A 26484-nucleotide genomic window follows, 5' to 3' on the forward strand; every position below is an offset into this window, starting at 1 on the left:
CGGCCGGACGCTTGCCCTCCTAGAGCACGTCGGTATCGCCGCTGGCGCGCAGCCGCTCCACCGCCTTCTTGACCTCCTGGGCGTGCTCCTTGGTGGTGACGAGCAGGGCGTCGGGGGTGTCCACGATGACGACGTCGTCGATCCCGATCAGCGCGATCACGCGCTTGGTGTCCGACACGACGATGCCGGAGGCGTTCTCGGAGAAGACGCGCGCGCCCTCCCCCATCACCTTCAGCTCGCTGTTCTCCTCGGCCGGGTTCAGACGGCCGATGGCCGCGAAGTCGCCGACGTCGTCCCAACTGAACTCGCCCGGGATCATGGCGACGTCGCCGGCGGCCGCGGCCGGCTCGGCGACCGCGTAGTCGATGGCGATCTTCGGCAGGGTCGGCCAGACCCGGCGGGCCACCTCGACGCGGGCGGGCGTGTCCCAGGCCTCGGCGATCTCGATGAGGCCCGCGTAGAGCTCGGGCTCGTTGGCGGCCAGGTGCTTGAGCATGAGGTCCACCGGTGCCACGAACATGCCGGCGTTCCACGAGTAGTTCCCGCTCCCGATGTAGCCGTCCGCGACGTCCTGCGACGGCTTCTCCACGAACTCGATGACGGCATGGGCGCTCGGCGCCCTCTCGACGGCGAGCGGCTCGCCGGCCCTGATGTACCCGAAGCCGGTCGACGCGTGGGTCGGTTTGATGCCGATGGTGACGATGTAGCCCTGGGCGGCCGTGTGGATGGCCTCCCGAACGGCGTCCTGGAACACATCGGCCGGGGCGATCACCTGGTCCGCGGCGAAGGACCCCATGATGATCCGCGGGTCCCTCCGGTGCAGGATGGCGGCCGCGAGCCCGATGGCCGCCCCGGAATCCTTCGGCTCCGACTCGAGGACGAGATCCAGGTCCTCGATCTCCGGGATCTGCGCCAGCACCGCACGGCGGTGGACGATCCCGGTGACCACCATGATGCGCCCGTCGCAGACCGGACGGAGGCGGTCGTAGGTGGCACGGATCAGGGTGCTGCCGGACCCGGTGAGGTCGTGGAGGAACTTGGGCGCGGCGGCGCGCGAGAGCGGCCACAGCCGCGTGCCGGTGCCCCCCGCGGGGATCACGCCGTAGAAGCGGTCCAGCGGGGTGTCAGGGGTATGGGCAGCCGCCCTCTCGGTACTCATCGGTTCCACGGTAACCGACACCCGCCGCGCCTGGGGTGCCCCGGACGGACGATGTCCCGACCGGCGGCACCGCCGGTGGCGGGACGGGTGTTAACAAGGTCACAGGTGAGGCGCCCCTAAATTGAACGGGGAGTGTCACCGGCCTAGATTATTCTTATCTGAAGAGTGCTGTCGCACCGGCGTAATCCCTGCGTATATCGCGCTAACGCCCTCGCGATGCAGGGAGGTAATTTCAATGCCGAAGACACTGACACCAGCAGGCACCCTCTACCGTGGCCGGGAAGGCCAATGGTCCTGGGTGGCACACCGCATCACCGGGGTCGTGATTTTCTTCTTCCTCCTCGTTCATGTCCTGGACACGTCGCTCGTGCGGGTGTCGCCGGAGGCCTACGACGCCGTCATCGCCTCCTACAAGAACCCGATCATGGGCCTCGGGGAGCTCGGCCTCGTGGCCGCGATCGTCTTCCACGCCTTCAACGGCATCCGCCTCATCCTCGTGGATTTCTGGAAGAAGGGTCCCCGGTACCACCGCCAGATGCTCTGGAGCGTCGTAGGCCTGTGGGCGGTCGTCATGATCGCCTTCTCGATCCGCCATCTCTCGCACGTCTTCGGAGGTTAGTACCCCATGGCTACGCCAACCATTGAAAGCCCCCGCTCCGGCCGCGTGTCCCCGAGCTACTCCCGCACCACCGGCTCGAGGGGCAACTTCGAGATGATCGCCTGGCTGTTCATGCGGCTCTCCGGGGCGATCCTCGTGGTGCTGATCTTCGTGCACCTCTACGTGAACCTCGTCGCCGGCGACGGCATCTCCGGCATCGACTTCGGGTTCGTGGCCGGGAAGTGGGCGAGCCCCTTCTGGCAGATCTGGGACCTGACGATGCTGTGGCTGGCCATGCTGCACGGCACCAACGGCATCCGGGTGATCATCAACGACTACGCGGAGAAGAACCGCACGCGCATGGTGCTGAAGGGTGTCCTGTACACGGCGACCGTCGTCATCGTGGTCCTCGGCACGCTCGTGATCTACACGTTCGACCCCTGCCCCGTCATCGACGGCGTGGCCCACGTCGCGGACTACTGCCCCGCCCCGTAGCACCTGCCGCAGGCGGCAGCCCCCAAACGCGGGCCCACCGGGCACGCTCGTGCATCTATAACGGCTTCAACAGAAAGAGCGACCAGCATGCAGGTCCACAAGTACGACGTCGTCATCGTCGGCGCGGGTGGCGCAGGAATGCGCGCAGCCATCGAATCCGGCCAGCGTGCCCGCACCGCCGTCCTGACGAAGCTCTACCCCACCCGTTCCCACACGGGCGCGGCGCAGGGCGGCATGTGCGCCGCCCTCGCCAATGTCGAGGAGGACAACTGGGAGTGGCACACCTTCGACACCGTCAAGGGCGGTGACTACCTCGTCGACCAGGACGCCGCCGAGGTCATGGCGAAGGAAGCCATCGAGGCCGTCCTCGACCTCGAGAAGATGGGACTGCCCTTCAACCGCACGCCCGAGGGGCGCATCGACCAGCGGCGCTTCGGCGGTCATACGCGCGACCACGGCAAGGCGCCCGTCCGCCGGTCCTGCTACGCGGCCGACCGCACCGGACACATGATCCTCCAGACCCTCTACCAGAACTGCGTCAAGCACAACGTCGAGTTCTACAACGAGTACTACGTCCTGGACCTCCTCATGGTCGACCAGGAAGTCACGGTGGACGGCGTAACGCGCATCGAGAAGCGCGTCGCCGGCGTCGTCTCGTACGACCTCGCCTCGGGCGAGCTGCACATCTTCCAGGCGAAGTCCGTCGTCTTCGCCTCGGGCGGCGTCGGGAAGGTCTACAAGACCACCTCGAACGCGCACACCCTGACGGGCGACGGCATGGGCATCGCGTTCCGCCGCGGTATCCCCCTCGAGGACATGGAGTTCTTCCAGTTCCACCCGACGGGCCTCGCCGGCCTGGGCATCCTCCTCTCGGAGGCCGCCCGCGGTGAGGGCGCGATCCTCCGCAACTCCGAGGGCGAGCGGTTCATGGAACGCTACGCCCCCACCATCAAGGACCTCGCGCCGCGTGACATCGTCGCGCGGTCCATGGCCAACGAGGTCCGTGAGGGCCGCGGTGCCGGGCCGAACAAGGACTACGTCCTCCTCGACCTGACGCACCTGGAGCCGGCGCACATCGATGCCAAGCTCCCGGACATCACGGAGTTCGCCCGCACCTACCTCGGTGTGGAGCCCTACACGGAGCCCGTCCCGGTCTTCCCGACCGCGCACTACGCGATGGGCGGCATCCCGACCAACGTCAAGGCCGAGGTCCTCGCGGACAACGACACCGTGGTGCCGGGCCTGTACGCGGCGGGCGAGGTGGCGTGCGTCTCCGTCCACGGATCGAACCGCCTCGGCACCAACTCGCTGCTCGACATCAACGTGTTCGGGAAGCGGGCCGGCCTCGCGGCCGCCGAGTACGCCCTGACCGCCGATTTCGTCGAGATCCCGGAGAATCCCACGGCCGAGACCGAGGAGCTCCTGAACCGGGCGCGCAGCTCGGAGGGTGGTGAACGCGTGGCGCTGATCCGCAAGGAACTGCAGGACATCATGGACGCCAACGTCCAGGTGTTCCGCACCGAGCAGACCCTGCTCGAGGCCTTGCGCGTCATCGATATGCTGGAGGAGCGCTACACGCGCATCACGGTGCAGGACAAGGGCAAGCGGTTCAACCTCGACCTGCTCGAAGCCGTGGAGCTCGGGTTCCTCCTCGACATGGCGAAGGTCATGACGGCGGCGGCCCTGCACCGCCGGGAGTCCCGCGGCGGACACTTCCGGGAGGACTTCCCGGAGCGTGACGACGAGAATTTCATGACCCATTCCATGGCCTACAAGGATCCGAGCGCCACCGAGACCAGTGGCGTCCGCCTTGAGACCAAACCGGTGATCTTCACCCGATACCAGCCCATGGAGCGTAAGTACTGATGAGTACCGAAACGATCGAGAAGGAGCCGGCCTCCAAGGTCGAGCTCGCGCCCGGCGTCGGCGGCGGAGGAGAGATCCCCACCTTCGACATCACCCTGAAGGTGCGCCGCTACAATCCCGAGGTGTCCGACGAGGCGCACTGGGACGAATGGCAGCTCACCATGTACGGCACCGACCGCGTGCTGGACGCCCTGCACAAGGTCAAGTGGGAGCACGACGGTTCCGTGTCCTTCCGCCGCTCCTGCGCCCACGGCGTCTGCGGCTCGGACGCGATGCGCATCAACGGCCGCAACCGTCTCGCCTGCAAGACGCTGCTGAAGGACCTCGACACGTCCAAGCCCATCCTCGTGGAACCCATCAAGGGGCTCCCCGTGGAGAAGGACCTGATCGTGGACATGGAGCCCTTCTTCCAGTCCTACCGCGAGATCATGCCGTTCCTGGTCAGCAAGGGCCACGAGCCGAGCAAGGAACGCCTGCAGTCCGCGGAGCAGCGCGAGCGCTACGACGACACCACCAAGTGCATCCTGTGCGCTGCGTGCACGTCGTCGTGCCCCGTGTTCTGGACCGACGGCCAGTACTTCGGTCCGGCCGCGATCGTCAACGCCCACCGGTTCATCTTCGACTCGCGGGACGACGCCGGGGACATGCGCCTGGAGATCCTCAACGACAAGGAAGGCGTCTGGCGCTGCCGGACCACCTTCAACTGTTCCGAGGCGTGCCCGCGCGGCATCCAGGTCACGAAGGCCATCTCCGAGGTCAAACAGGCGATCCTGACGCGCAAGATCTGAGCACTGCCGGGTCCGGCCCGGCGCAGCAGGTGAAAGGGCGGTCCGTCTCGACGGACCGCCCTTTCCCGTGCGGGGCGGGCGCCGCCCCTGGGCTCGCCGGTGGGCTAGGCGCGGTTCTTCCGCCGGCTCCGCTGCCGAAGCGATCCGGCCTTCGCGTGGTGCCGGCGCGCCGCTTCGACGGCCGCGTCCGCCACGCCGACGGCGCACCAGGCCGTCACCAGCAGGTACACCTGGCTGAGCAGGTAGAACCAGACGAACAGGGCGATGACCACCGCGACGGACAGCAGGAGCGCATTATTGCCGAAGAGTCCGACGATCTGCGTCGAGAAGAAGCGGAGCACCGAGGTCCCGAGGCCCGCGATGAGCGCCCCCTGCAGGAGGATCCGCTTCGGCATGGTGATCGCCGAGGAGAACCGGAGGAGGACGACGACGACGAAGGTGTCCAGGAGGATCATGACCGTGAAGCCCGCGGCCTGGGTCAGCCACTGGGTGGCGCCACTCAGCCGGAGGAAGGACAGCAGCGCGCCCAGGGTGTCGGTGGCGATCACCCCCAACGCCGTCGTCACGAGCATCACGACCCCGAGCAGGGCGAGGGTGCCGAGGTCCCTGATCCAGAGCGCGACCGGGTGGGTGACCACCGGGGGCAGCGCGAAGATCCCGCGCATCGCCTGGCGCATCCCGGCGATCCACCCGAGGGAGGTCACCACCATCACGCCCGCGGAGACGACGATCGTCCAGCCGAGGCCGCTCGTGGCTGCGAACAGGGCGTCCGGCGTCAGGAGGCCGGGGTGCCCCTCGCCCTTGTCGATCAGCCCCGGGACGGCCTGGTCGAGCACGTCGACGGCGAGGTCCTGCAGGTTCTCGTTCCCCGCGATGACGATGCCGAGGGCCGCGAACGCCACCACGAGCAGCGCCGAGATGGCTAGGAAGAGGCGATACGCGAGCCCTGCTGCCATGAGCGGCCCGCGCCGCCGGAGATAGAGCTGGAAGACCCGCACCCCGCGGAGGGTGTAGAGGCGGGAGAGGGCGAGATCCGTCCGCGCGAGGAAGAGCTCGGGACCGCCACGTCCCGAGCGGTTGAGACGGCCCAGCCGGATCCGCGCCTCGGCGACCCGGCGCTGCAGCTCGGGCAGGTCGGCCGGGGAGGGCGGGTCACCCTGCGGCGGCCTCGGAGCCGTCAGTGCCTTGGCCAAAATGCAGCTCCTCCCTCAGCTTCCAGAGCCCCGACGGAACGTGCTCATAGAGTCCCATGGATCGGACCTCGAACGAAGCCTCGAAGGTCCGCAGCTCCTCGACGGCGGCGTCCATCCCCGCATCCGAGACGTCGTGCGCCACGGTGACGTGCGGATGGAACGGGAAGTCGAGGACGCGCTCGAGCGGACCGGCCTGCAGTCTGCCATGGAGGTCCACGCACTCGTCGAAACCGTCCGCGAGCCTGAGGAACACCACCGGGGAGACCGGCCGGAAGGACCCGGTGCCGCGGAGCCGAACGGTGAACGGGTCCTGGGCGCGGGCCACGGCACGCACGTGGTCGATCGTCTCGTCCCAGTCCGTGGCGGGCGTCGTCGTGATGAGGGTGATGTGCGGCGGGACGAGCGCCGCCATCGGGTCCCCGAAGGACGACCTCCACAGCTCCAGGGTGCCGGCGAGGGGCTCGGGGATCGGGATGGTGATCCCCACGGAGCTACCGGTCACGCCGGATCCTGGTGTCGCACCCGCTCCGCGGGGCTGGATGATCGAGGCGCACATGGGTCAGAGGGACCCCGCACCCGGGAGGAAACCGACGCGCGCATACACGTCGGCGAGGGTGGGGGCAGCGAGGCTGCGGGCCTTCGCGGCACCCTTGGCGAGAAGGCGGTCGAGTTCGGCAGGGTCTGCGAGCAGTTCCTCCGCCCGGCTGCGGACGGGCGTCAGGGCCTCCACCACCACCTCGGCGAGATCCACCTTCAGGTGGCCGTACATGCGCCCCTCGTACTCGGTTTCGAGCTCCGCGACGGACCGGCCGGAGAGCCCCGAGTAGATCGCGAGGAGGTTGGAGATGCCGGGCTTCCCGGTCCTGTCGAAGCGGATCTCCGTCCCGGCGTCCGTGACCGCCGACCTGATCCGCTTCGCGGTGACCTTCGGATCGTCGAGGAGGTTGATGAGGCCTGCAGGGGACGAGGCGGACTTCGACATCTTCGCCGTCGGATTCTGCAGGTCGTAGATCTTGGCGGAGTCCTTCTGGATGAAGGGCTCCGGCACCACGAAGGTCTCGCCGAACCGCGTGTTGAAACGCTGCGCCAGGTCCCGGCTGAGCTCCACGTGCTGGCGCTGGTCCTCCCCGACCGGCACGCCGTCGGGCTGGTACAGGAGGATGTCCGCGGCCTGCAGGACCGGGTAGGTGAAGAGGCCCACGCTCGCGGCGTCCGTCCCCTGCTTCGACGCCTTGTCCTTGAACTGCGTCATGCGTGACGCCTCGCCGAAACCGGTGATGCAGTTCAGCACCCAGGCGAGCTGGGTGTGCTCAGGGACGTGCGACTGCACGAAGAGCGTCGCCCGGTCCGGGTCGACACCGCCGGCGATGTACTGGGCCGCGGTGATCCGCGTGCGGCGCGCCAGTTCCTGCGGGTCCTGCGGCACGGTGATCGCGTGCAGGTCGGGGATGAAGAAGACGGCATCGTAGGTCTCCTGCAGGCGGACCCACTGCACGAGCGCGCCGAGGTAGTTGCCGAGGTGCAGCGATCCCGCGGAGGGCTGCATCCCCGAGAGGATGCGCTGCCGGCGTCCCGGATGGGCGGCGGGCGTGGGGTCTGTCATGAAGGCTGTCCTGACTCTAGATCTGGTAGTCGACGACGAGCGGTGCGTGGTCCGAGAACCGCGTGTCCCAGCTCGGCGCCCTGTCGACGTCGGAACGCACCGCGCTCTTGGCGAGGGCCTGGGTGGCCAGCTGGTAGTCGATCCGCCAGCCGGTGTCGTTGTCGAACGCCTTGCCGCGCCAGGACCACCAGGTGTAGGGGCCGTCGACGTCCCCCGCGAGGAGGCGTGCCACGTCCAGGAAGCCGCACTGGTCCGACAGGAACCGGTCGAAGTACGCACGTTCCTCGGGCAGGAAGCCCGCGCTCTTCACGTTGCCCTTCCAGTTCCTGATGTCGAGCATGGTGTGGCCGACGTTCAGGTCCCCCATGACCACGACGTGGTCGGCGGCGTCCCTCAGCCGGGGCAGCCGGGCGGCCATGGCGTCGAGGAAGCGGTACTTGTCGTCCTGTTTCTGCGTCCCGACCTCGCCGGAGTGGACATACGCGCTGACGACGGTGAGGCTCGTGCCGTCGAGGTCGAAGTCGGCCTCCACCCAGCGTCCGGACGTGTCGAAGTAGGGGTCGCCGATCGTCGTCCGCGTCGCCACCGGCTGCTGCCGGGAGGCGACGGCCACGCCGGCGCGCCCCTTGGCCTCGGCCTCGGTGTGGAGGATGTGCCAGTCCTCGCCCAGCAGGGTACGGACGACGGCGTCGGGGGCCCGGACCTCCTGCAGGCAGAGGATGTCGACGTCCCGCCCGTCGAGCCATTCCTGCATGCCGCGCTTGTAGGCGGCGCGGATCCCGTTGACGTTCACGGAGGCGATACGCAGTGGTTTCTGTGGGGGATCAGGGGCCGGACTCACTCGATCCACTGTACCGCGCAGGGCCGGCCCGTCCCCCCGGAGCGAGAACCCCTCAGTCGACAACGGTGCCCTCGACGGGCCCTTCGGTGGAGCCCTTCATCATGGAGCGCGCATTGTGCGAGGTGATCTCGATCGTCTCGAGGGCACGCTCGACCATGCCCTCGTCCTTGCCGAGGTAGTCCCTGACGACACCGACCTGCACCTGGACGATCTTGAAGCTGTGATCGAGCTTCATATCCCGGGCCCTGTCGACGGCGACGGGCGCGGCCGCCCCCTGGCCCGGCGACGAATGCCCGACGGGCCCGAACGCGCCCTGCGCCTGCAGGCGCGCCGTCGCCTTGCGGGCCGCTCCGCGAAGGCTGAGGACCACGTAGCTGAAGATGAGGAGCCAGCCGAGCGAGACGATCACGACCAGCCAGCCGACGACGTCGTTCTGGTTCGCCGCGAACACCACGGCGACCAGGAACACGATCAGCATGACGGCCATGCCGGCGCTCCCCATCCGCATGCTCACGCCCCGGCCCGAAGGCCTGCCACTACTCCCTAATGACTGCATCTGACCATTCTTGCGCATCGGGGGGCACGCCCCCCGTGCTTCCACCGCGGGCGAACTGTCAGGCTTTGATAAGTTTCCTTCCAGTTTTCCCATCCGTGATGGTGCTCACCCCGAAGTACAGCCATGCGCGCCTCTCGGTGCGCTTCATTCGCACTATGGAGGAACACCCATGAACAAGAAGATGCGTCTCCTGGCAGTACCCGCCCTCGCACTCGGCGCCGTCGCCATGGCAGGATCCCCCGCCATGGCCGCGGACGCGAGCTACTCGTCGACCCTCGGCCAGCTCAACGGCACCACGGGTACCGGCAGCATCACGGTCGATGTCACCGGCGACACCGCGATGGTCAACCTGCAGGTCTCGGGCCTGGCCCAGACCTTCATGGATGCCCCGTACCCGCACGTCCAGCACATCCACGGCGGCGCCAAGGGCGTCTGCCCCACCCCCGCCGACGACGCGAACGGTGACGGCATCGTCAACGTCGCCGAAGGTGCGCCGGGATACGGCGACATCGTCACCACGCTCACCACCTCGGGCGCCACCACGCCCGCCGAGGGCCTGAACCTCGCGCTCGGCGGCCAGGGCGGTACCTACAACATCAAGCGCGAGATCACCCTCGATGCCGCGACCAAGGCCTCCCTCGAAGCCGGCACCGCCGTCGTCGTCGTGCACGGTCTCGATCCCGCCACGGCCGGCGTCCCCGCCGAGGTGTTCAACAGCCCCTCCGAGCTCAAGCCCGAGCTCCCCCTCGGCGCCACCTCGCCCGCACTGTGCGGCACCCTCGTGAAGGGCCAGATGGGCGCCATGCCGTCCGGCGGAGCCGACACGGGCGTCGCGATGGAGTCCTCCTCCAACACCGAAGGCATGATCGCCCTCGGCGGTGGCCTGCTCCTCGCCGCAGCAGCCGGTGGCACCTACGTCGTCCGTCGCCGTACGGCCGACAACGCGTAGTCCTGATCCCCTTCGATGATCAGTAGAGAGATCGGCCACCGCTGGGGCTTCACGGCCCCGGCGGTGGCCGCCCTTTTCCTCCTCGCCGGCTGCGGATCCGCGGCCCCCGTGGCCGCGCCGGCCCCCACCGCCTCCTCGAGCGCCTCCCCGGACGCCTCCCCGGACGCACCGGCGACAGCGGCGCCGACGCCCGCACACTCTGCGGCGCCTGCCACCCCCGCGCCGTCGGCCACCCCCGCCCCGTCGGCCACCCCGACGCCCTCCCAGCCCCCCGTGCTCCCGGCTTCGACGCCCGTCACACTCGACATCCCCTCCATCGGTGTCCGGACGGACCTGCTGAGCCTCGGGCTGCGCGAGAACCGGAGCCTCGAGGTCCCACCCGACGGCCCGGGAGCGCCCGCGAGCTGGTACGACCAGTCGCCCACGCCCGGCGACCGTGGTCCGGCCGTCCTGCTCGGCCACGTGAACGCGACCGACGGCGGCAAGGGCGTCTTCGCCGACCTCCGCGCACTCAGGGCCGGTGACCGCATGAACGTCACGCGCGAGGACGGCACGACGGCGGTCTTCGAGTTCCGGCGCGGCGAGGCCTACGGGAAGGACGAGTTCCCCACCCTCGAGGTGTACGGGAACACCCCGGGATCCGAGCTGCGCCTCATCACCTGCGACGGCTACAACCCCGACACGGGCGAGTTCGACGACAACTACGTCGTCTACGCCACGCTCGTCCTCTAGGCTCCGGCCCTCCGCCACGGACCGCTCCCCCTCACGGGACTACCGGAGGAAGAGCTTCCGCAGCCGCAGGGTCGTCAGCAGCATGCCCACGACGATCATCGCCAGGAAGTAGCCGACGTGGAGGAGCGTCGACGACGTGAACGAGGCGACGCTGATCTGGCGCAGCAGTTCCACCCCGTGCCAGAGCGGCAGCGCCTGGATGAACCACTGGACGCCCTGCGGGTACACGCTGAGCGGGTAGAAGGTCGCCGAGAACAGGAACATCGGCAGCATCACGAAGTTGACCCACTCCATCTGCTGGAACGTCTTCATGAAGCTGGTGATCCCCATGCCGAAGGACGCGAAGCCGAACGCGATCACCACGGACGCCGGGATCACCAGCAGGGCGATGGGGGTCGTGATGAGGCCCATGAGCGCCATGACCGCGGTGAACCCGGTGGCGTACAGGGCCCCGCGCAGCAGGGCCAGGAAGATCTCGCCGATCGCGACGTCCAGCGGACCGAGCGAGGTGTAGAGCATGCCCTGGTACAGCTTCGCGAAGTTCATCTTGAAGAAGACGTTCCACGTGCTGTCGTACACGGCCCCGTTCATGGCGGAGACCGCCAGTAGGGCGGGGGCGATGTAGGCCGCATAGCTGATGGGGCGGCCGTCGGGCCCCTCCACCGTCCCGACGAGGGCGCCGAGGCCCACGCCCATGGACACCAGGTAGAGCACCGGTTCGAAGAAGCCGGACACCATGATGAGCCAGTTGCTGCTGCGGGTCGCCAGGAGCCCGCGCGCGATGACAGCTCTCGCGTTGCGTGAGTACAGGGCGGCCAGGCGGCGCTTCGAGCCGGCCAGCGCGTAGTCCTGCGCGGTGAGCTGGGCGCTCATCGCCCGAGCCTTCTCGCGTAGACGGAGCGTGCCAGGCGCAGGCCGACGACGGCGAGGACCACCAGGTACAGCACGTGGACGACGGCGAGCCAGGCGGGCAGGACCTGCCCGTAGGTGAGGCTCCGGCCCAGTTCGGTCCCGTGCCACAGTGGCGAGATCCACCCGATCCACTGCAGGAGGACCGGCAGGGTGTCGAGCGGGAAGAAGGTGCCGGAGAACAGGAACAGCGGGGTCACGATGAAACGCATGACGAGCGCGAACTGTCCCTTGTCCTCCTCGATGCTCGCCGAGTAGGCCATCAGCGGGAGTCCGAACGCCAGGCCGCTGAGGACGGCGACGGGGACGACAGCGACCCCCGAGGCGGACGGCGACGCCCCGAACGCGGCGACGATGAGGAAGTAGACCAGACTGGTCGCGCCCAGCCGGGCCGTGATCGCGAGGACATGGCCGTGGACGATCTGGTCGGTGGTGAGCGGCGAGGCGTGGGGGCCGTAGTAGACCCGCCGCCACTTGAACCCGTCCATGACGGGATAGGTGAACTCGGTGGCCGCCGTCATGATGGCGGCGGACGCCAGCAGGGCCGGGGCGAGGAAGGCGAGATAGCTGACGCCACCGAAGGCGTCGGCGGAGTTCCGGTCCACGAGCGTGGCCAGGCCCACCCCCATCGCGACGAGGTACATGACCGGCGTGCCGATGCTGGACGCGAGGAGCGTCCAGCGGTAGCCCTGCATGGCGCGCAGCACGTGCTCCGCGTAGTACCAGGAGCCGAAGGCACGGGCGCGGCGCGCGGAGACCTCCGGAGGGTGGGCGTGGAGGCGGTACGGCGGACCGGCGGGCGCTTCCCGGACGGCGGGGTCGCGGTCACTCAACGAGGCTCCTGCCGGTCAGGCGGAGGAACACGTCCTCGAGGGAGGACCGCCGCACGAGGGACGTGATGGGCTTCAGGCCCCGGGACGTGACCTGCTCCAGGGCTGCCTCGCCGTCCCGGGCGTAGATGAGCACGCGGTCCGGCAACGACTCGAGGCGTTCCCCGATGCCCTGCAGCTCACCCGCCACCGTGGTGTTGCGTTCCGAACCGAACCGGAGTTCGAGCACCTCGCGCGTCGAGTAGTCGCGAATGAGCTGGGCCGGCGAGCCCTCCGCCATGATCCGGCCCTTGTCGACGACGACGAGCCGGTCGCAGAGCTGCTCCGCCTCGTCCATGTAGTGCGTGGTGAGGATCAGCGTCACACCCGATTCCTTGAGGCGGAACAGGCGGTCCCAGAGGATGTGCCGGGCCTGCGGGTCGAGGCCCGTGGTGGGTTCGTCCAGCAGCAGGATCTTCGGTTCGTTGATGAGCGAGCGCGCGATCGTGAGGCGGCGCTTCATGCCGCCCGAGAGCGCGTCGACCTTCGCCCCCGCCTTGTCGGTGAGCTGCGCGAACTCCAGCAGCTCGTCGGCCTTCGGCCTGAGGTAGCTCAGCGGGAGCCCGAAGTAGCGGCCGTAGACGATGAGGTTGTCCTTCACCCTCAGTTCCTCGTCGAGGTTGTCCTGCTGGGGGACGACCCCGAGGTGGGCGCGGACCTCGGGCCCGTGGTCCTCGGGGTCCAGGCCCATGATCGTGAGGCGTCCGGAGGTGCGCTGGGAGACCCCTCCGATCATGCGCATGGTCGTCGACTTCCCCGCCCCGTTCGGGCCGAGCAGGCCGAAGGACTCCCCCGCCGGGACCTCGAAGGAGATGCCGTCGACGGCCTTGAACTCGCCGTAGTGCTTGCTGAGCTGCTGCGCGGAGATGACCGGTGGTCCGGCGGGAGGGGTGGGCACCCGCCCAGCCTAGGCGATACTACGCCTGGGCGGCGCGGCGCTCGGCGGCCTCGACGACGTTCGTCAGGAGCATCGCCCGGGTCATGGGGCCCACTCCCCCGGGGTTCGGCGACAGCCAGCTCACCACCGACGCCGCGGCAGGGTCGACGTCGCCCGTGAGCCTGCCCTTGCCGGTCTGCGGGTCCTCGACGCGGCTCACGCCGACGTCGAGCACGATCGCGTCGGGCTTGAGCTGGTCCGCGGTGATCATGTGCGGGATCCCGGCGGCCGCCACGACGACGTCGGCACGGCCGAGGTGGTCGGCGAGGTCGACCGTCCCGGTGTGGGCCAGGGTGACGGTCGCATTGATCTGCTTGCGGGTCAGCAGCAGCCCGAGCGGCCGGCCGACCGTGACGCCACGTCCCACGACGAGCACGTTCAGCCCCCTGAGGGCGACGTCGTGCCGGAGGAGGAGCTCGACGATCCCGTGCGGCGTGCACGGCAGGGGCGAATCCATCGCACCGCTGACGTTGAGGACGAGCCTGCCGAGGTTCATGGGGTGCAGGCCGTCGGCGTCCTTCGCGGGGTCGATGCGCTCGAGGATCGCGTTGGTGTCGATGTGCGGGGGCAGCGGGAGCTGCACGATGTATCCGGTGGTGGCGTCGTCGCCGTTCAGCTCGTCGAGGACCGCCTCGAGCTCCTCCTGCGTGATGGACGCCGGCAGGTCGCGGCGCACCGAGGTGATCCCCACCTGCGCGCAGTCGCGGTGCTTGCCCGCCACGTACGAATGGCTGCCGGGATCGTCCCCGACGAGCACCGTGCCGAGGCCGGGAGTCACACCGCGCTCCCGGAGGGCCGCCACGCGCTCGGCGAGTTCCTCCTTGATGCGGGCGGCGGTCGCCTTCCCGTCGAGGATGCGTGCTGTCGTATTCATGCCGATCGTCCTTCGCGGGTGTCCAGTTGCTCGAGCAGGAAGGCCTTGCCGCGGTCGCAGCAGCCGGTGAAGCAGCAGTCCCGAGCGGGGATGTCGTAGTCGGTCGACGCCGCGGCCCTCGCAGGTGAGGTCCCGGGCGGGAGCTCGGTTACCACTCCTCCTGGCCCGGGTACAGCGGGAAGTTGGCGGCGAGCGCGGACACCCGGGCGCGGAGTGCCTCGACGTCGGGTGAGGGCTTGAGTGCCGCGGCGATGATCTCGCCGACCTCGGTGAACTCGGTGGCACCGAAACCGCGGGTCGCGAGCGCGGGCGTGCCGATCCGCAGCCCGGAGGTGACCATCGGCGGACGGGGGTCGAACGGCACGGCGTTGCGGTTGACGGTGATCCCGACCGAGTGCAGCACGTCCTCGGCCTGCTGCCCGTCGAGCGACGAGTTGCGCAGGTCCACGAGGACGAGGTGGACATCGGTGCCACCGGTGAGCACCGAGACCCCGTGCTCGGAGACGTCCGGTGCCGTGAGGCGGTCGGCGATGATGCGCGCGCCCTCGAGGACGCGTTCCTGGCGTTCCCTGAACTCCGGCGAGCCGGCGATCCTGAAGGCCGTGGCCTTGCCGGCGATGACGTGCATGAGCGGGCCGCCCTGCTGGCCGGGGAAGACGCTCGAGTTGAGCTTCTTGGCCCATTCCTGCTTGGCGAGGATCACGCCGGAGCGCGGCCCGGCGAGGGTCTTGTGGACCGTGGAGGTGACGACGTCCGAGTGGGGCACCGGGCTGGGGTGGACACCGGCGGCGACGAGGCCCGCGAAGTGCGCCATGTCGGTCCACAGCAGCGCGCCGACCTCGTCGGCGATCGCGCGGAACGCGGCGAAGTCGAGCTGGCGGGGGTAGGCCGACCAGCCGGCGATGATGACCTGCGGCTTCTCGGCGAGGGCCTGCTCGCGGACGCGCTCCATGTCCAGGCGGTGGGTGTCCTCCTCGACGCCGTAGGCCGCGACCTCGTAGAGCTTGCCCGAGAAGTTGAGCTTCATGCCGTGCGTGAGGTGGCCGCCGTGCGCGAGGGACAGTCCCATGATCTTCTCGCCGGGCTTGATCATGGCCGAGAGCGCCGCCGCGTTGGCCTGCGCGCCGGAGTGCGGCTGGACGTTCGCGAACTCCGCGCCGAACAGCGCCTTGACGCGTTCGATCGCGAGGTTCTCGGCGACGTCGACGTGCTCGCAGCCTCCGTAGTAGCGGCGCCCGGGGTAGCCCTCCGCGTACTTGTTGGTGAGCACGCTTCCCTGGGCTTCCAGGACGGCGCGGGGGGCGAAGTTCTCCGATGCGATCATCTCGAGGGTGTCCCGCTGCCGCGCGAGCTCGTCCCTGAGGACGGCGGCGATCTCCGGGTCCACCTCGGACAGCGGCGCGTTGGTGACGGAGTCGGCGCCGGTGGAGGACGGAGCCATGGGCGAAGTGGTCATCGGTTGATCCTTCTCTGGGTCTCGCAAGGGGTCGGCGTGGAGGGTAGGCGGGGTCGGGACCACAGTCCGCGCCCGGCCGCTCATGGAAAGAGACCCGCGGCTCAGGCATGCCCTACGCCAGTCGCGACGCTCCCATGCTAGCCGCACCCCGCAGTGCGTCGCCACCGGCGGTGGGCCGGAATACGACGCCGGCGGGACGGGTTCCGTATCAGTGGAACGGCGCCCGATCGGCGGCGCCGCAGCGGGAAGGCCTTCGTCATGCACGGTCCGGCACGGGAAGCGGAGGAACCGGGACGCCGTGTCCGTGTCGTCGTGATCGGCGCCGGCCAGGCGGGGCTGAGCAGCGCCTACCACCTGGCGCGGCGCGGGCTCAGGCCGCACCGGGACTTCGTGGTCCTCGACGCCAACCCCGCACCCGGTGGCGCCTGGCTGCACCGCTGGCCGGCCCTCACCTTCGACGCCGCCCACGCCCTGCACGACCTCCCGGGGCTGGGCCTCGGGACACCGGACCCGACGGAGCCCGCCTCCGAGGTGGTCCGCCGGTACTACGGCGCCTACGAGCGGAGGTTCGGCCTGCCCGTGCTCCGTCCGGTCTCCGTCCTCCGCGTGGAGGCCCACGACGACGACGGCCCCCTCCGTGTCGCCACGACCGACGGCACCTGGCAGGCCGACGTCGTCATCAGCGCGACCGGCACCTGGGACCGCCCCTACTGGCCCTACTACCGCGGGCGCGACGTCTTCGCCGGACTCCAGCTGCATACGCACGACTACCGGTCGGCCGGCGAGTTCGCGGGCCGGCGCGTCCTCGTGGTCGGCGGCGGGACCTCCGCCGTGCAGTTCGTCCTCCAGCTCCACGCGGCGGGGGCCACGCCCCTCTGGTCGACCCGGCGGCCGCCGTCGTTCACGCGCCGCCCGTTCGACGCCGCATGGGGCCGGGAGGTCGAGGCCGCGGTCTCCGCCCGGACGCGCGCGGGTCTCCCCCCGGCCAGTGTCGTATCGGCGACGGGCCTGCCGCTCACGGCGGAGTACGGGGCCGGCATCGACGCCGGCATCCTCGTCTCCCGCGGACCGCTGGCCGAGCTGCGCGAGCGCTCCGCCGTGTTCGCGGACGGCACCGAAGAGCCCGTCGACGCGGTGCTCTGGGCCACCGGGTTCCGGGCCGCCCTGGACCACCTGGCGCCCCTGCGCCTGAGGGAGCCCGGCGGCGGCATCGTCACGGAGGGTGTACATGTACTGAAGGAACCGCGGCTCCTGCTCGTCGGCTACGGCGCCTCGGCGTCGACGCTCGGCGCGTCGCGGGCGGGACGGGCGGCTGCCGGGGCCGCCGCAGCCCGGCTGCGCGGGATCGCGTCACAATCAGTGGCCGCCGGTAATCTGGCGTAGGTGACCTCCACCGATACCGCACGCTCCTTCTCGCTGACGCTGTCCTGCCCCGACCGGCCCGGGATCGTCCACGGCGTCTCCGGCGCCCTGGTGGGGGTGGGTGCCAACATCACCGAGTCGCAGCAGTACGGCAGCCCGGACACGGGCACCTTCTTCATGCGCGTGGCGCTGGACACCGCTGCGTCCGAGGAGGACCTCCGCGCGGCCCTCGGGCCCGTGGCCGGGGAGTTCGGGATGGAGTGGTCGCTGACTCCGGCGGGCCGCCGCACGCGGACGCTCATCATGGTGTCCAGGGCCGCCCACTGCCTCAACGACCTCCTGTTCCAGCACCGCTCCGGCACGCTCGCCATCGACATCCCCGTGATCGTGTCCAACCACCGCGACCTCGAGGGGCTCGCGGCGTTCTACGGCGTCGAGTTCCACCACATCCCGGTGACCCCCGGGACCAAGGACGACGCCGAGGACAGGCTGCGTGCGCTGATGGACGAGCACGACATCGAACTCGTGGTCCTCGCGCGCTACATGCAGATCCTCAGCGACCGCCTCTGCGAGGACCTGCTCGGCCGGGCCATCAACATCCACCACTCGTTCCTGCCGTCCTTCAAGGGCGCCCGCCCCTACCACCAGGCCCACGCGCGCGGCGTGAAGCTGATCGGCGCCACCGCCCACTACGTCACGGGAGCCCTCGACGAGGGACCGATCATCGAGCAGGAGGTCATCCGCGTGGACCACGCGCGCACGGCCGACCAGCTGACCTCCATCGGCCGGGAGCTGGAGGGGCGGGCGCTGGTGCAGGCGGTGCAGTGGCACGCGGAGCGGCGGGTCCTCCTCGACGGCCGCCGCACCATCGTCTTCAACTGACACCCCTGTCGGGCCTGCGGCGCGTCGCCTAGGCTGACGCCATGGCACACCTCATCACCTTCCGCGGCAGGACGCCCGTTCTCGGCGACTCGGCCTTCACGGCGCCGACCGCCTCGCTCATCGGGGAGGTGACGCTCGGGGACTTCGCCAGCGTCTTCTACGGTGCCAGCGTCCGCGCGGACACCGCCCCGATCACCATCGGGGCGGGGACCAACCTGCAGGACAACGTGGTGGTCCACGCCGATCCCGGCTACCCGACCGTGATCGGCGACCGCGTCAGCGTCGGACACAGCGCCGTGGTGCACGGGTGCACGATCGGCGACGACTGCCTCATCGGCATGAGCGCCACGGTCATGAACGGCGCCGTGATCGGCGCGGAGTCCCTCGTCGCAGCCGGCGCGGTCGTGCTCGAAGGGACGGTCGTCCCTCCCCGATCGCTCGTCGCCGGCGTCCCGGCGAAGGTCCGCAGGGAGCTGGACGACGACGAGGTGCGGGCCATCCGAGCCAACGCCGATCGGTACAAGATCCTCGCGCAGGAGCACGACCGCGCGTTAACTTCTTGACGACAGGGAGCAGGTGCGGCAGCCTTGACAGCATGTCCGCAGAATCCCCCTCGACGGCGAGGACCAGCCTGAGCGGCCCGCCTCCGAAGCCGGGCTCCCAGTCCGCCCTGCGCGAGCGGAACCAGCAGCGCGTCATCGCGGCCCTGATGAGCGGCGGACCCCGGACGCAGGCGGAGCTCGCACGACAGACCGGCCTCTCGACGGCGACGGTCTCCAACATCGTGAAGGTCATGGCCCTGACCGGGGTCGTGAGCACCGCGCCGACCACCAGCTCGGGGCGCCGGGCCCTGTCCGTCACCCTCAACGACAACGGGCAGGTCGTGGCCGGCATCGACATCGGCCGCAGGCACCTCCGCGTGGTCCTCGCCAGCCCCAACTACCGGCTCCTGCAGGAAGCCGCGGTCCCCCTCCCGCTCGGCCACAGCGCCTTCGACGGACTGGAGGCCGCCTCGGACCTCCTGGACACGCTGCTCGAGAACGGCGGCATCTCCAGGGGTGCACTCCTGGGTGCCGGAATCGGCATCCCCGGCCCGATCGACCGGCGCAGCGGGACGGTGGTGCAGGGGGCCATCCTGCCCGAATGGGTGGGCATCAACATCCACGAGACGTTCAGTGAACGGCTGCGCATCCCCGTGTTCATCGACAACGACGCCAATCTGGGCGCCCTCGCCCAGGTGACCTGGGGGCCCCACAGCGAGGTCGAGAACCTGATGTTCATCAAGGTGGGCTCCGGCATCGGCGCCGGGCTCGTGCTCAATGGTGCACTGTTCTACGGCAACGTGGGGATCACCGGGGAACTGGGGCACACCACCATCGACGAGCACGGCCTCATCTGCCGCTGCGGCAACCGCGGCTGCCTCGAGACCGTCGCCTCGACCTCGACCATGATCGAGCTGCTCAGCCGCGGGAGCAGCGAGCCCGTCGACACCCAGCGCATCATCGACCGCGCGCTCACCGGCGACACCGCGACCCTCCGCGTGATCGACGACGCCGGCCTTGCCATCGGCCGGGCGCTCGCGCATATGGCCAACCTGATCAACCCCGAGACCATCGTCGTCGGGGGTCCGCTCACCGGCCTCGGCGAGATCCTCCTCGAGCCGATCCGACGTGGACTGGCCCGGCATGCCGTGCCCATCATCGGCGAGACCACGAGCGTCTGCATGTCCTCGCTCGGCGACCGCGCCGAGGCCCTCGGAGGTGCCGCCGTCGTGCTCGCGCAATCCGGGCTCTCTGCCGCGCTGGTGGATTCCAGCTAAAGATTTCCTCTGTTTTCCGGGAGCTTTGCGTTCAACAGTTGACGGCAAGGGTCCCGAGCAGGTTCAATTCTTTCGGGTCGTGCTTGGGCCTGCACGAAGACAACGCCGTCACTGCGGGAGAATCCATGAAGAATCACATCATCCTCGAGATGCGCTCCATCACCAAGGAGTTCCCAGGCGTCAAGGCCCTGTCGGACGTCTCGATCGAAGTCCGTGCCGGCGAGATCCACGCCATCTGCGGCGAGAACGGTGCCGGCAAGTCGACCCTGATGAAGGTCCTCTCGGGCCTCTACCCGTACGGCGACTACTCGGGCGAGATCGTCTTCCAGGGCGAAGAGGTCCGGTTCAAGGACATCCGCTCCAGTGAGGCCGCGGGGATCGTCATCATCCACCAGGAACTCGCGCTGATCCCGGAGCTCTCGATCGCGGAGAACATCTTCCTGGGCAACGAGCCGGCCCGCTTCGGCGTCATCGACTGGGACCACGTCAATCGGGCCACCCTGGAGCTCATGGCCCGCGTGGGCCTGAGTGAGGACCCGACCACCAAGATCAAGGACATCGGCGTCGGCAAGCAGCAGCTCGTCGAGATCGCCAAGGCGCTCAGCAAGTCGGTGAAGCTGCTCATCCTGGACGAGCCGACCGCCGCGCTGAACGAGTCCGACTCGCAGCACCTCCTGGACCTGATGGCCGGCCTGCGCTCCAAGGGCATCAGTTGCATCATGATCTCCCACAAGCTCAACGAGATCGAGCAGATCGCCGACTCCATCACGATCATCCGCGACGGCAAGTCCATCGAGACGCTGCACGTCAAGGAGGACGGCGTCGACGAGGACCGCATCATCCGCGGGATGGTGGGCCGCTCCCTCGAATCCCGTTTCCCGGACCACACCCCGAAGATCGGGGAGACCTTCTTCGAGGTGCGGAACTGGACCGTCGGACACCCCACGGTGCCCGACCGCCTGGTGTGCAAGAACTCGAGCTTCAAGGTGCGGCGCGGCGAGATCGTCGGGTTCGCCGGCCTGATGGGTGCCGGCCGCACGGAGCTTGCGCGCTCGGTCTTCGGCCGCTCCTACGGCACCTTCAAATCGGGCCAGATCGTCATGGACGGCAAGGAGATCACACTCCGCTCCGTGCCGCAGGCGATCGACGCGGGCCTCGCCTACGTCACCGAGGACCGGAAGTCGCTCGGCCTGAACCTGCTGGACGACATCAAGACCACCACGGTCTCCGCGAACCTGAAGAAGATTACCCAGGGGCTCGTCGTCGACAGGGACGAGGAGTACCGGGTTGCCGAGGAGTACCGGAAGTCACTGCGCACCAAGACGCCGAGCGTCAACGAGGGCGTCGCGAAACTCTCGGGCGGCAACCAGCAGAAGGTCGTCCTCGCGAAGTGGATGTTCACGGATCCCGAGCTGCTGATCCTCGACGAGCCCACCCGTGGCATCGACGTCGGGGCCAAGTACGAGATCTACGGCATCATCCAGAAGCTCGCCGACCAGGGGAAGGGCGTCATCGTCATCTCCTCGGAACTGCCCGAGCTACTCGGCCTCTCGGACCGGATCTACACGATCTTCGAGGGCGCCATCACCGGGGAAGTGGACCGCGAACACGCGAACCAGGAATCCCTGATGAAACTCATGACCGCCAGCAGGAAATCCGCCTGACCCGTAGCCCCCTAGGAAAGACACCATGAATTCCCTCAAACAAATCTTCGGCGGGAACACCCGCCAGTTCGGGATGATCTTCGCCCTGGTCGCGCTCGTCCTGTTCTTCCAGTGGCGCACGGGCGGCAAGATGCTCACGTCCGTCAACATGATGAACCTGTTCAACGGCAACTCGTACATCCTCATCCTCGCCATCGGGATGGTGCTGGTCATCATCGCCGGGCACATCGACCTCTCCGTCGGCTCCGTCGCCGCGTTCGTCGGCATCGTCGTCGCCATCGCGATGCGCGACTGGGGCATCCCCTGGTACCTCGGCGTGCTCCTGGGCCTGGCGCTCGGCGCACTCATCGGCATGTGGCACGGCTTCTGGGTGGCGTACGTCGGCATACCCGCGTTCATCGTCACCCTGTCAGGGATGCTCCTGTTCCGCGGCGCCAACCAGTCCGTGGGCAACTCCCTCACCGTCCCGGTCCCCGAGGGCTTCCGCTACCTCGGCGCCGGTTACCTGCCGGAGGTCGGTCCCAACATCGGCTACAACAACCTGACCTTGCTGATGGGCTTCGCCCTCGTGGCCTTCGTCATCTACAACGAGTTCCGGGGACGCCGCAAGCTGGAGAAGATCAACGCCGAGGTGCCCCCCATGTGGGTTCCCATCACCAAGGTGGTCCTGCTCTCCGCGGTCATCCTCTACGCGACCTACCTCTTCGCGACCGGGCGTCCCGGCACGTCCTTCCCCGTCCCCGGCCTGATCCTCGGTGTCCTCGTCATCATCTACGCGTTCATCTCCAACAAGACCATCGCCGGCCGCCACGTGTACGCCGTCGGTGGCAACCGTCACGCGGCCGAGCTGTCCGGTGTGCAGGGCAGGCGCGTGAATTTCATGGTCATGATGAACATGTCCATCCTCGCGGCCCTCGCCGGCATGATCTTCGTCGGCCGTTCCACCGCCTCCGGTCCGTCGGACGGCGTGGGCTGGGAGCTCGACGCGATCGCTGCCGTGTTCATCGGCGGCGCAGCCGTCACCGGCGGCGTCGGCACCGTGGTCGGATCCATCATCGGGGGCCTCGTCATGGCTGTCCTGAACAACGGACTGCAGCTCCTCGGCGCCGGCGCCGACGACACCCAGATCATCAAGGGCCTGGTCCTGCTCATCGCCGTCGCCTTCGACGTCTACAGCAAGAGCCAGGGCAAGCCGTCCATCACCGGCCTGCTCACCCGGAGATTCGGCGGAGGCGACGGCGGCAAGAAGGCCGAGGACCGGCTCCCGCAGCCCTCGCCGACCGAGCAGGCCGTCGGCACGAAGGAAGTCATCTCCCACGACGTCTAGGACCGGCCCCGGTTCCCGACACCGAAGCTTTCCCCGTCCACCAGAGCAAGAGAAAGAGAAGAAGAATGCGTACTTTCGCAAAATCCCTCGCAGCGATCGCTGCAGTATCAGCGCTGACGCTGACCGGCTGCGGCCGTGAGGAAGCGGCACCGTCCGCCGACGGCGAGACCGCCGCTGCAGGATTCGAAGCAGGATCGGCCATCGGCGTCGCGCTCCCGCAGAAGACGTCGGAGAACTGGGTCCTCGCCGAGAAGCTCTTCAATGACGGTCTGACCGAGGCCGGCTACGAGGCCGATGTACAGTTCGCCAACGGTGGCGTCTCCGAGCAGCAGAACCAGATCAGCTCCATGATCACCAATGGTGTGAAGGTCCTGGTCGTCGGTGCGATCGATGGCGCCCAGCTCGGCACCCAGCTCCAGCAGGCCAAGGATGCCGGCATCACCGTCGTCGCCTACGACCGCCTCCTGACCAACACGGAGAACGTGGACTACTACGTGGCCTACGACAACTTCCAGGTCGGCGAGCTCCAGGGCCAAGCCCTGCTGGACGGCATGAAGGCCGCGAAGCCCGAGGGCCCGTACAACGTCGAGCTGTTCGCCGGTTCGCCGGACGACGCCAACGCGAAGGTCTTCTTCGACGGCGCCATGAGCATCCTCCAGCCCGAGATCGACAACGGCAACCTCGTCGTCGTGTCCGGTCAGGAGACCTTCGACCAGGTCGTCACCCAGGGCTGGAAGGCGGAGAACGCCCAGAAGCGCATGGACACCCTGCTCTCCGGCAGCTACAGCTCGGAAGAGCTCGACGGCGTCCTCTCCCCCAATGACACGCTCGCACGTGCGATCCTGACCGCGGTCAAGGGTGCCGGCAAGCCTATCCCGGTCGTCACCGGCCAGGACTCCGAGGTCGAGTCCGTGAAGTCGATCATGGCGGGCGAGCAGTACTCCACCATCAACAAGGACACCCGCGCCCTCGTGGAACACGCCATCGTAATGGTCAATGACCTGCAGGCCGGGAAGGAACTCGAGATCAACGATCCCGACTCCTACGACAACGGCGTGAAGACGGTTCCCGCGTACCTCCTCGAGCCGCAGATCGTCACCAAGGAGAACGCAGCGGAGGCGTACGCCAACGACGAGACGCTGGGTCCCCTCACGAAGTAGCACCCACCCGGACACCGTCCGGCAGCAGAACCTGAAGCGCCCCGGCTCCGGCCGGGGCGCTTCGTCGTCCCGCGGTGATGGACGCAGCCCGGGCCAGCGGCGAAGATGGGTCCATGAACCCACAACGCCGCATCGACGTCCCTCCCTGCGCAGAACCAGGAGCGCCCAGCCCGGTCGTCGCCACCGGCAGGCCTCTGAAATGGGGCGTGATCGCCACGGGCGGGATCGCGTCCAAGGTCACGCAGGACATCGCCCTGCTCGAGGACGCCGTGCTCCATGCGGTGAGCTCCCGCAGCGCGGACAGCGCGGCCGCATTCGCGGACCGCTTCGGCTTCGTCACCAGCTACGGAAGCGACGGCGGGGTGGCCGGGTACCAGCGCCTCGTGGACGACCCCGAGGTCGACGTCGTCTACATCACCACTCCGCACGGCCAGCACTACGACGTCGCGAAGGCCGCCCTGACGGCGGGAAAGCACGTCCTGTGCGAGAAGCCCTTCACCATCAACGCCGTCGAGGCCGAGGAACTCGCGGCGATCGCCGCCGATCACGGCCTGTTCCTCATGGAAGCCGTGTGGACGCGCTTCCTGCCCAGCGTGAACCGCGCCTGGGAGATCATCCACTCCGGCGAGTTGGGTGAGATCCGGTGGGTTCAGGCGGACCTCGGGTTCACCGCGCCGGAGGATCCGTCCAGCCGGCTCTGGGACCCGGCGGCCGGTGGTGGCGCCCTGCTGGACCTCACCGTCTACCCCCTCACGTGGGCGCTGGGGTCCCTCGGTTTCCCCGATTCCGTGTCCGCCATCGGCACGCTCAACAGCGACGGCGTCGACCTGCAGAACGCCGTGACCCTGAGTTACGGGAGCGGCGCGTACGCGCAGCTGTCGTCGTCGTTCATCGCCTCCTGCCCGGGCCAGGCGACGGTGTGCGGGTCGAAGGGCTGGCTGAAGACCGGCGGCGGGAACCTGCACAACCCGACGGAACTCACTATCAAGGCCGGTGACGCCGATGCCCGCGTGGAGCATTTCGATCAGGTGGGCGCCGGCTACACGTATGAACTGCGCGAGGTGACCCGCTGCATCCAGGAGGGCCTCACAGAGAGCCCGACCATGCCGATCGGCGACACGGTGAGGACGATGCGCCTGCTCGACGGCGTGCGCGCCCAGATCGGGCTCCGCTACGCGAACGACGCGCACTGACCGGTTCGGGACGGAAGGACGGAGCCCGCAGCAGATGCTGCGGGCCCCGTCCGTCGACGGACCGGTGGAACTCAGGCGTCCGGTGTCAGGGCCTTCGATCGCCGTGCCGCCACGATGCCTGCGGCTCCGCTGAGCAGGAGCAGCGCACCGAGCTGAAGGACCTGCTGTCCCCCGAAGCCGGTGGACGCGAGAGCCGGCAGGCTGCCGGCCGCCGCAGTCGTCGGCGCGGCTGCGGGTGCGGTGGTGATCCCTCCGTCCGACGCGACCACCACGGTGCCGGGTGTGCTCGCGGTGACGGGCGTGCTCGCGATAATGACAGTGGTGGACGTGCCGGGTGTCGTGCCGGTGGTCAGTCCATCCTGGCCATCACCTTCGTTCGCCGGACCGCCGGGGGTAGTCGGCGTGGCCGGGTCACTAGGCGTCACCGGGTTGGACGGCGTGGCCGGGTTACCGGGCGTCACCGGGTTCGACGGCGTAGCCGGGTTGGACGGCGTGGCCGGGGTACCGGGCGTCGCCGGAGCTTCGACAGCCGCACCGCAGTCGGAGCTGGTGTCACCGATCACCGACACGTTGTTGCAGCCGACGTTCACGGGCACGACCACCTCCGGGGCGATCACGTTCCCGGTGGCAGTCCCGCCGTTCAGGAGCACGCCGTCCAGGATCCCGCCGTCCAGCAGCCCCCCATCGAGGACGCCGTTCGACGAATCATCCGACGGAGCCGGGGCGGCACCCGCGCCGCCGGTCGTGCCGCCGGTGCTGCCACTGGCCGTCCCGCCGGTCGACCCCGCGGCACAGTCCGAAGCACTGTCACCGATCACCGACACATCCGTGCAGCCGACGTTCACGGGCACGACCACCTCCGGGGCGATCACATTCCCGGTGGCAGTCCCGCCGTTCAGGATCCCGCCGTCCAGGATCCCGCCGTCCAGCAGCCCCCCATCGAGGACGCCGTTCGACGAACCATCCGACGGAGCCGGGGCGGCACCCGGGGAACCCCCGGTGGTGCCGCCGGTGCTGCCACCGGCCGTCCCGCCGGTCGACCCCGCGGCACAGTCGGAGCTGGTGTCACCGATCACCGACACGTTGGTGCAGCCGACGTTCACGGGCACGACCACCTCCGGGGCGATCACGTTCCCGGTGGCAGTCCCGCCGTTCAGGAGCCCGCCGTCCAGGATCCCGCCGTCCAGCAGCCCCCCATCGAGGACGCCGTTCGACGAATCATCCGACGGAGCCGGGGCGGCACCCGGGGGAA

Annotated in this window: 26 protein-coding genes and 1 pseudogene; 14 read left to right on the forward strand and 13 right to left on the reverse strand. The window is 68.9% G+C overall.

Annotated features, from left to right (window positions below; genetic code table 11):
• Window positions 1-19: 19 nt before the first annotated feature.
• Window positions 20-1159: a mannose-1-phosphate guanylyltransferase gene (locus tag ACX80P_RS05960; RefSeq protein WP_459277139.1), complete on the reverse strand. Its 1140-nt coding sequence runs from the start codon at window positions 1157-1159 to the stop codon at window positions 20-22.
• 235 nt (window positions 1160-1394) lie between these two features.
• Between ACX80P_RS05960 and sdhC the strand changes: the two genes are divergently transcribed.
• From sdhC to ACX80P_RS05980, 4 genes are all read left to right on the forward strand, one after another.
• Window positions 1395-1778 carry a succinate dehydrogenase, cytochrome b556 subunit gene (gene sdhC / locus ACX80P_RS05965; RefSeq protein WP_459277140.1) on the forward strand — a complete coding sequence of 128 codons (384 nt, stop codon included), beginning with the start codon at window positions 1395-1397 and terminating at the stop codon, window positions 1776-1778.
• A gap of 6 nt (window positions 1779-1784) precedes the next feature.
• Entirely contained in the window at window positions 1785-2252 is a 468-nt protein-coding gene (locus ACX80P_RS05970) for a succinate dehydrogenase hydrophobic membrane anchor subunit (protein ID WP_459277141.1), read from the forward strand.
• An 87-nt stretch (window positions 2253-2339) separates the two neighbouring features.
• Window positions 2340-4118: a succinate dehydrogenase flavoprotein subunit gene (sdhA, locus tag ACX80P_RS05975; protein ID WP_459277142.1), complete on the forward strand. Its 1779-nt coding sequence runs from the start codon at window positions 2340-2342 to the stop codon at window positions 4116-4118.
• Window positions 4118-4906 carry a succinate dehydrogenase iron-sulfur subunit gene (locus ACX80P_RS05980; protein ID WP_459277143.1) on the forward strand — a complete coding sequence of 263 codons (789 nt, stop codon included), beginning with the start codon at window positions 4118-4120 and terminating at the stop codon, window positions 4904-4906. The genes sdhA and ACX80P_RS05980 overlap by 1 nt, the downstream gene beginning before the upstream one ends.
• A 104-nt stretch (window positions 4907-5010) precedes the next feature.
• Here ACX80P_RS05980 and ACX80P_RS05985 read toward each other — a convergent pair whose 3' ends face one another.
• The 5 genes from ACX80P_RS05985 to ACX80P_RS06005 are packed head-to-tail and all read right to left on the reverse strand — an operon-like array spanning window position 5011 to window position 9099.
• Window positions 5011-6099: a YihY/virulence factor BrkB family protein gene (locus tag ACX80P_RS05985; RefSeq protein WP_459277144.1), complete on the reverse strand. Its 1089-nt coding sequence runs from the start codon at window positions 6097-6099 to the stop codon at window positions 5011-5013.
• On the reverse strand, window positions 6059-6601 hold the full coding sequence (locus tag ACX80P_RS05990; RefSeq protein ID WP_459277145.1) for a 2'-5' RNA ligase family protein: 543 nt from the start codon (window positions 6599-6601) through the stop codon (window positions 6059-6061). The genes ACX80P_RS05985 and ACX80P_RS05990 overlap by 41 nt, the downstream gene beginning before the upstream one ends.
• 57 nt (window positions 6602-6658) lie before the next feature.
• On the reverse strand, window positions 6659-7702 hold the full coding sequence (trpS, locus tag ACX80P_RS05995; RefSeq protein WP_459277146.1) for a tryptophan--tRNA ligase: 1044 nt from the start codon (window positions 7700-7702) through the stop codon (window positions 6659-6661).
• A gap of 16 nt (window positions 7703-7718) precedes the next feature.
• Entirely contained in the window at window positions 7719-8552 is an 834-nt protein-coding gene (locus tag ACX80P_RS06000; protein WP_459277147.1) for an exodeoxyribonuclease III, read from the reverse strand.
• 43 nt (window positions 8553-8595) lie between these two features.
• The gene (locus tag ACX80P_RS06005; RefSeq protein ID WP_459277148.1) at window positions 8596-9099 is read right to left on the reverse strand and encodes a hypothetical protein; all 504 of its coding nucleotides are present in this window, start codon (window positions 9097-9099) and stop codon (window positions 8596-8598) included.
• A gap of 169 nt (window positions 9100-9268) precedes the next feature.
• Between ACX80P_RS06005 and ACX80P_RS06010 the strand changes: the two genes are divergently transcribed.
• Together ACX80P_RS06010 and ACX80P_RS06015 are read left to right on the forward strand one after the other, a co-directional pair.
• Window positions 9269-10048, forward strand: a complete 780-nt coding sequence (locus ACX80P_RS06010) for a CHRD domain-containing protein (protein WP_459277149.1) — start codon at window positions 9269-9271, stop codon at window positions 10046-10048.
• Window positions 10049-10063: 15 nt separating this feature from the next.
• Window positions 10064-10780 (forward strand): class F sortase, encoded by a 717-nt coding sequence (locus ACX80P_RS06015; protein ID WP_459277151.1) that lies wholly within the window; start codon window positions 10064-10066, stop codon window positions 10778-10780.
• A gap of 39 nt (window positions 10781-10819) precedes the next feature.
• Here ACX80P_RS06015 and ACX80P_RS06020 read toward each other — a convergent pair whose 3' ends face one another.
• The 6 genes from ACX80P_RS06020 to glyA are packed head-to-tail and all read right to left on the reverse strand — an operon-like array spanning window position 10820 to window position 15825.
• The gene (locus ACX80P_RS06020; protein WP_459277152.1) at window positions 10820-11653 is read right to left on the reverse strand and encodes an ABC transporter permease; all 834 of its coding nucleotides are present in this window, start codon (window positions 11651-11653) and stop codon (window positions 10820-10822) included.
• The gene (locus ACX80P_RS06025; protein WP_459277153.1) at window positions 11650-12522 is read right to left on the reverse strand and encodes an ABC transporter permease; all 873 of its coding nucleotides are present in this window, start codon (window positions 12520-12522) and stop codon (window positions 11650-11652) included. The genes ACX80P_RS06020 and ACX80P_RS06025 overlap by 4 nt, the downstream gene beginning before the upstream one ends.
• Entirely contained in the window at window positions 12515-13456 is a 942-nt protein-coding gene (locus ACX80P_RS06030) for an ABC transporter ATP-binding protein (protein WP_459277154.1), read from the reverse strand. The genes ACX80P_RS06025 and ACX80P_RS06030 overlap by 8 nt, the downstream gene beginning before the upstream one ends.
• 19 nt (window positions 13457-13475) lie before the next feature.
• Window positions 13476-14369, reverse strand: a complete 894-nt coding sequence (locus tag ACX80P_RS06035; protein WP_459277155.1) for a bifunctional methylenetetrahydrofolate dehydrogenase/methenyltetrahydrofolate cyclohydrolase — start codon at window positions 14367-14369, stop codon at window positions 13476-13478.
• Window positions 14366-14524 (reverse strand): hypothetical protein, encoded by a 159-nt coding sequence (locus ACX80P_RS06040; protein WP_459277156.1) that lies wholly within the window; start codon window positions 14522-14524, stop codon window positions 14366-14368. The genes ACX80P_RS06035 and ACX80P_RS06040 overlap by 4 nt, the downstream gene beginning before the upstream one ends.
• Entirely contained in the window at window positions 14518-15825 is a 1308-nt protein-coding gene (gene glyA / locus ACX80P_RS06045; protein WP_459277157.1) for a serine hydroxymethyltransferase, read from the reverse strand. Before glyA ends, ACX80P_RS06040 begins: the two co-directional genes overlap by 7 nt.
• Before the next feature lie 258 nt (window positions 15826-16083).
• Between glyA and ACX80P_RS06050 the strand changes: the two genes are divergently transcribed.
• The 8 genes from ACX80P_RS06050 (at window position 16084) to ACX80P_RS06085 (ending at window position 25232) form a co-directional block, all read left to right on the forward strand.
• Window positions 16084-17208, forward strand: coding sequence for an FAD-dependent oxidoreductase (locus tag ACX80P_RS06050; protein WP_459277158.1), 1125 nt, complete (start codon window positions 16084-16086; stop codon window positions 17206-17208).
• On the forward strand, window positions 17209-18069 hold the full coding sequence (gene purU, locus ACX80P_RS06055; RefSeq protein WP_459277159.1) for a formyltetrahydrofolate deformylase: 861 nt from the start codon (window positions 17209-17211) through the stop codon (window positions 18067-18069). It abuts the gene before it with no gap.
• Window positions 18070-18110: 41 nt separating this feature from the next.
• Window positions 18111-18632 (forward strand): gamma carbonic anhydrase family protein, encoded by a 522-nt coding sequence (locus ACX80P_RS06060; RefSeq protein ID WP_459277160.1) that lies wholly within the window; start codon window positions 18111-18113, stop codon window positions 18630-18632.
• Between the two features lie 32 nt (window positions 18633-18664).
• A complete protein-coding gene (locus ACX80P_RS06065) occupies window positions 18665-19888 on the forward strand; it encodes an ROK family transcriptional regulator (protein WP_459277161.1) in 1224 nt (407 codons plus the stop codon).
• 125 nt (window positions 19889-20013) lie between these two features.
• Window positions 20014-21552, forward strand: a complete 1539-nt coding sequence (mmsA, locus tag ACX80P_RS06070; protein WP_459277162.1) for a multiple monosaccharide ABC transporter ATP-binding protein — start codon at window positions 20014-20016, stop codon at window positions 21550-21552.
• 25 nt (window positions 21553-21577) lie between these two features.
• Window positions 21578-22879: a multiple monosaccharide ABC transporter permease gene (gene mmsB, locus ACX80P_RS06075; protein ID WP_459277164.1), complete on the forward strand. Its 1302-nt coding sequence runs from the start codon at window positions 21578-21580 to the stop codon at window positions 22877-22879.
• 65 nt (window positions 22880-22944) lie between these two features.
• Window positions 22945-24039 (forward strand): substrate-binding domain-containing protein, encoded by a 1095-nt coding sequence (locus ACX80P_RS06080; RefSeq protein WP_459277165.1) that lies wholly within the window; start codon window positions 22945-22947, stop codon window positions 24037-24039.
• 113 nt (window positions 24040-24152) lie between these two features.
• Window positions 24153-25232, forward strand: coding sequence for a Gfo/Idh/MocA family protein (locus tag ACX80P_RS06085; RefSeq protein WP_459277166.1), 1080 nt, complete (start codon window positions 24153-24155; stop codon window positions 25230-25232).
• Window positions 25233-25303: 71 nt separating this feature from the next.
• Here ACX80P_RS06085 and ACX80P_RS06090 read toward each other — a convergent pair.
• Window positions 25304-26484 (reverse strand): annotated as a pseudogene (locus ACX80P_RS06090) (hypothetical protein); the annotation flags it as partial.

The sequence above is a fragment of the Arthrobacter arabinosi genome (assembly GCF_054511115.1).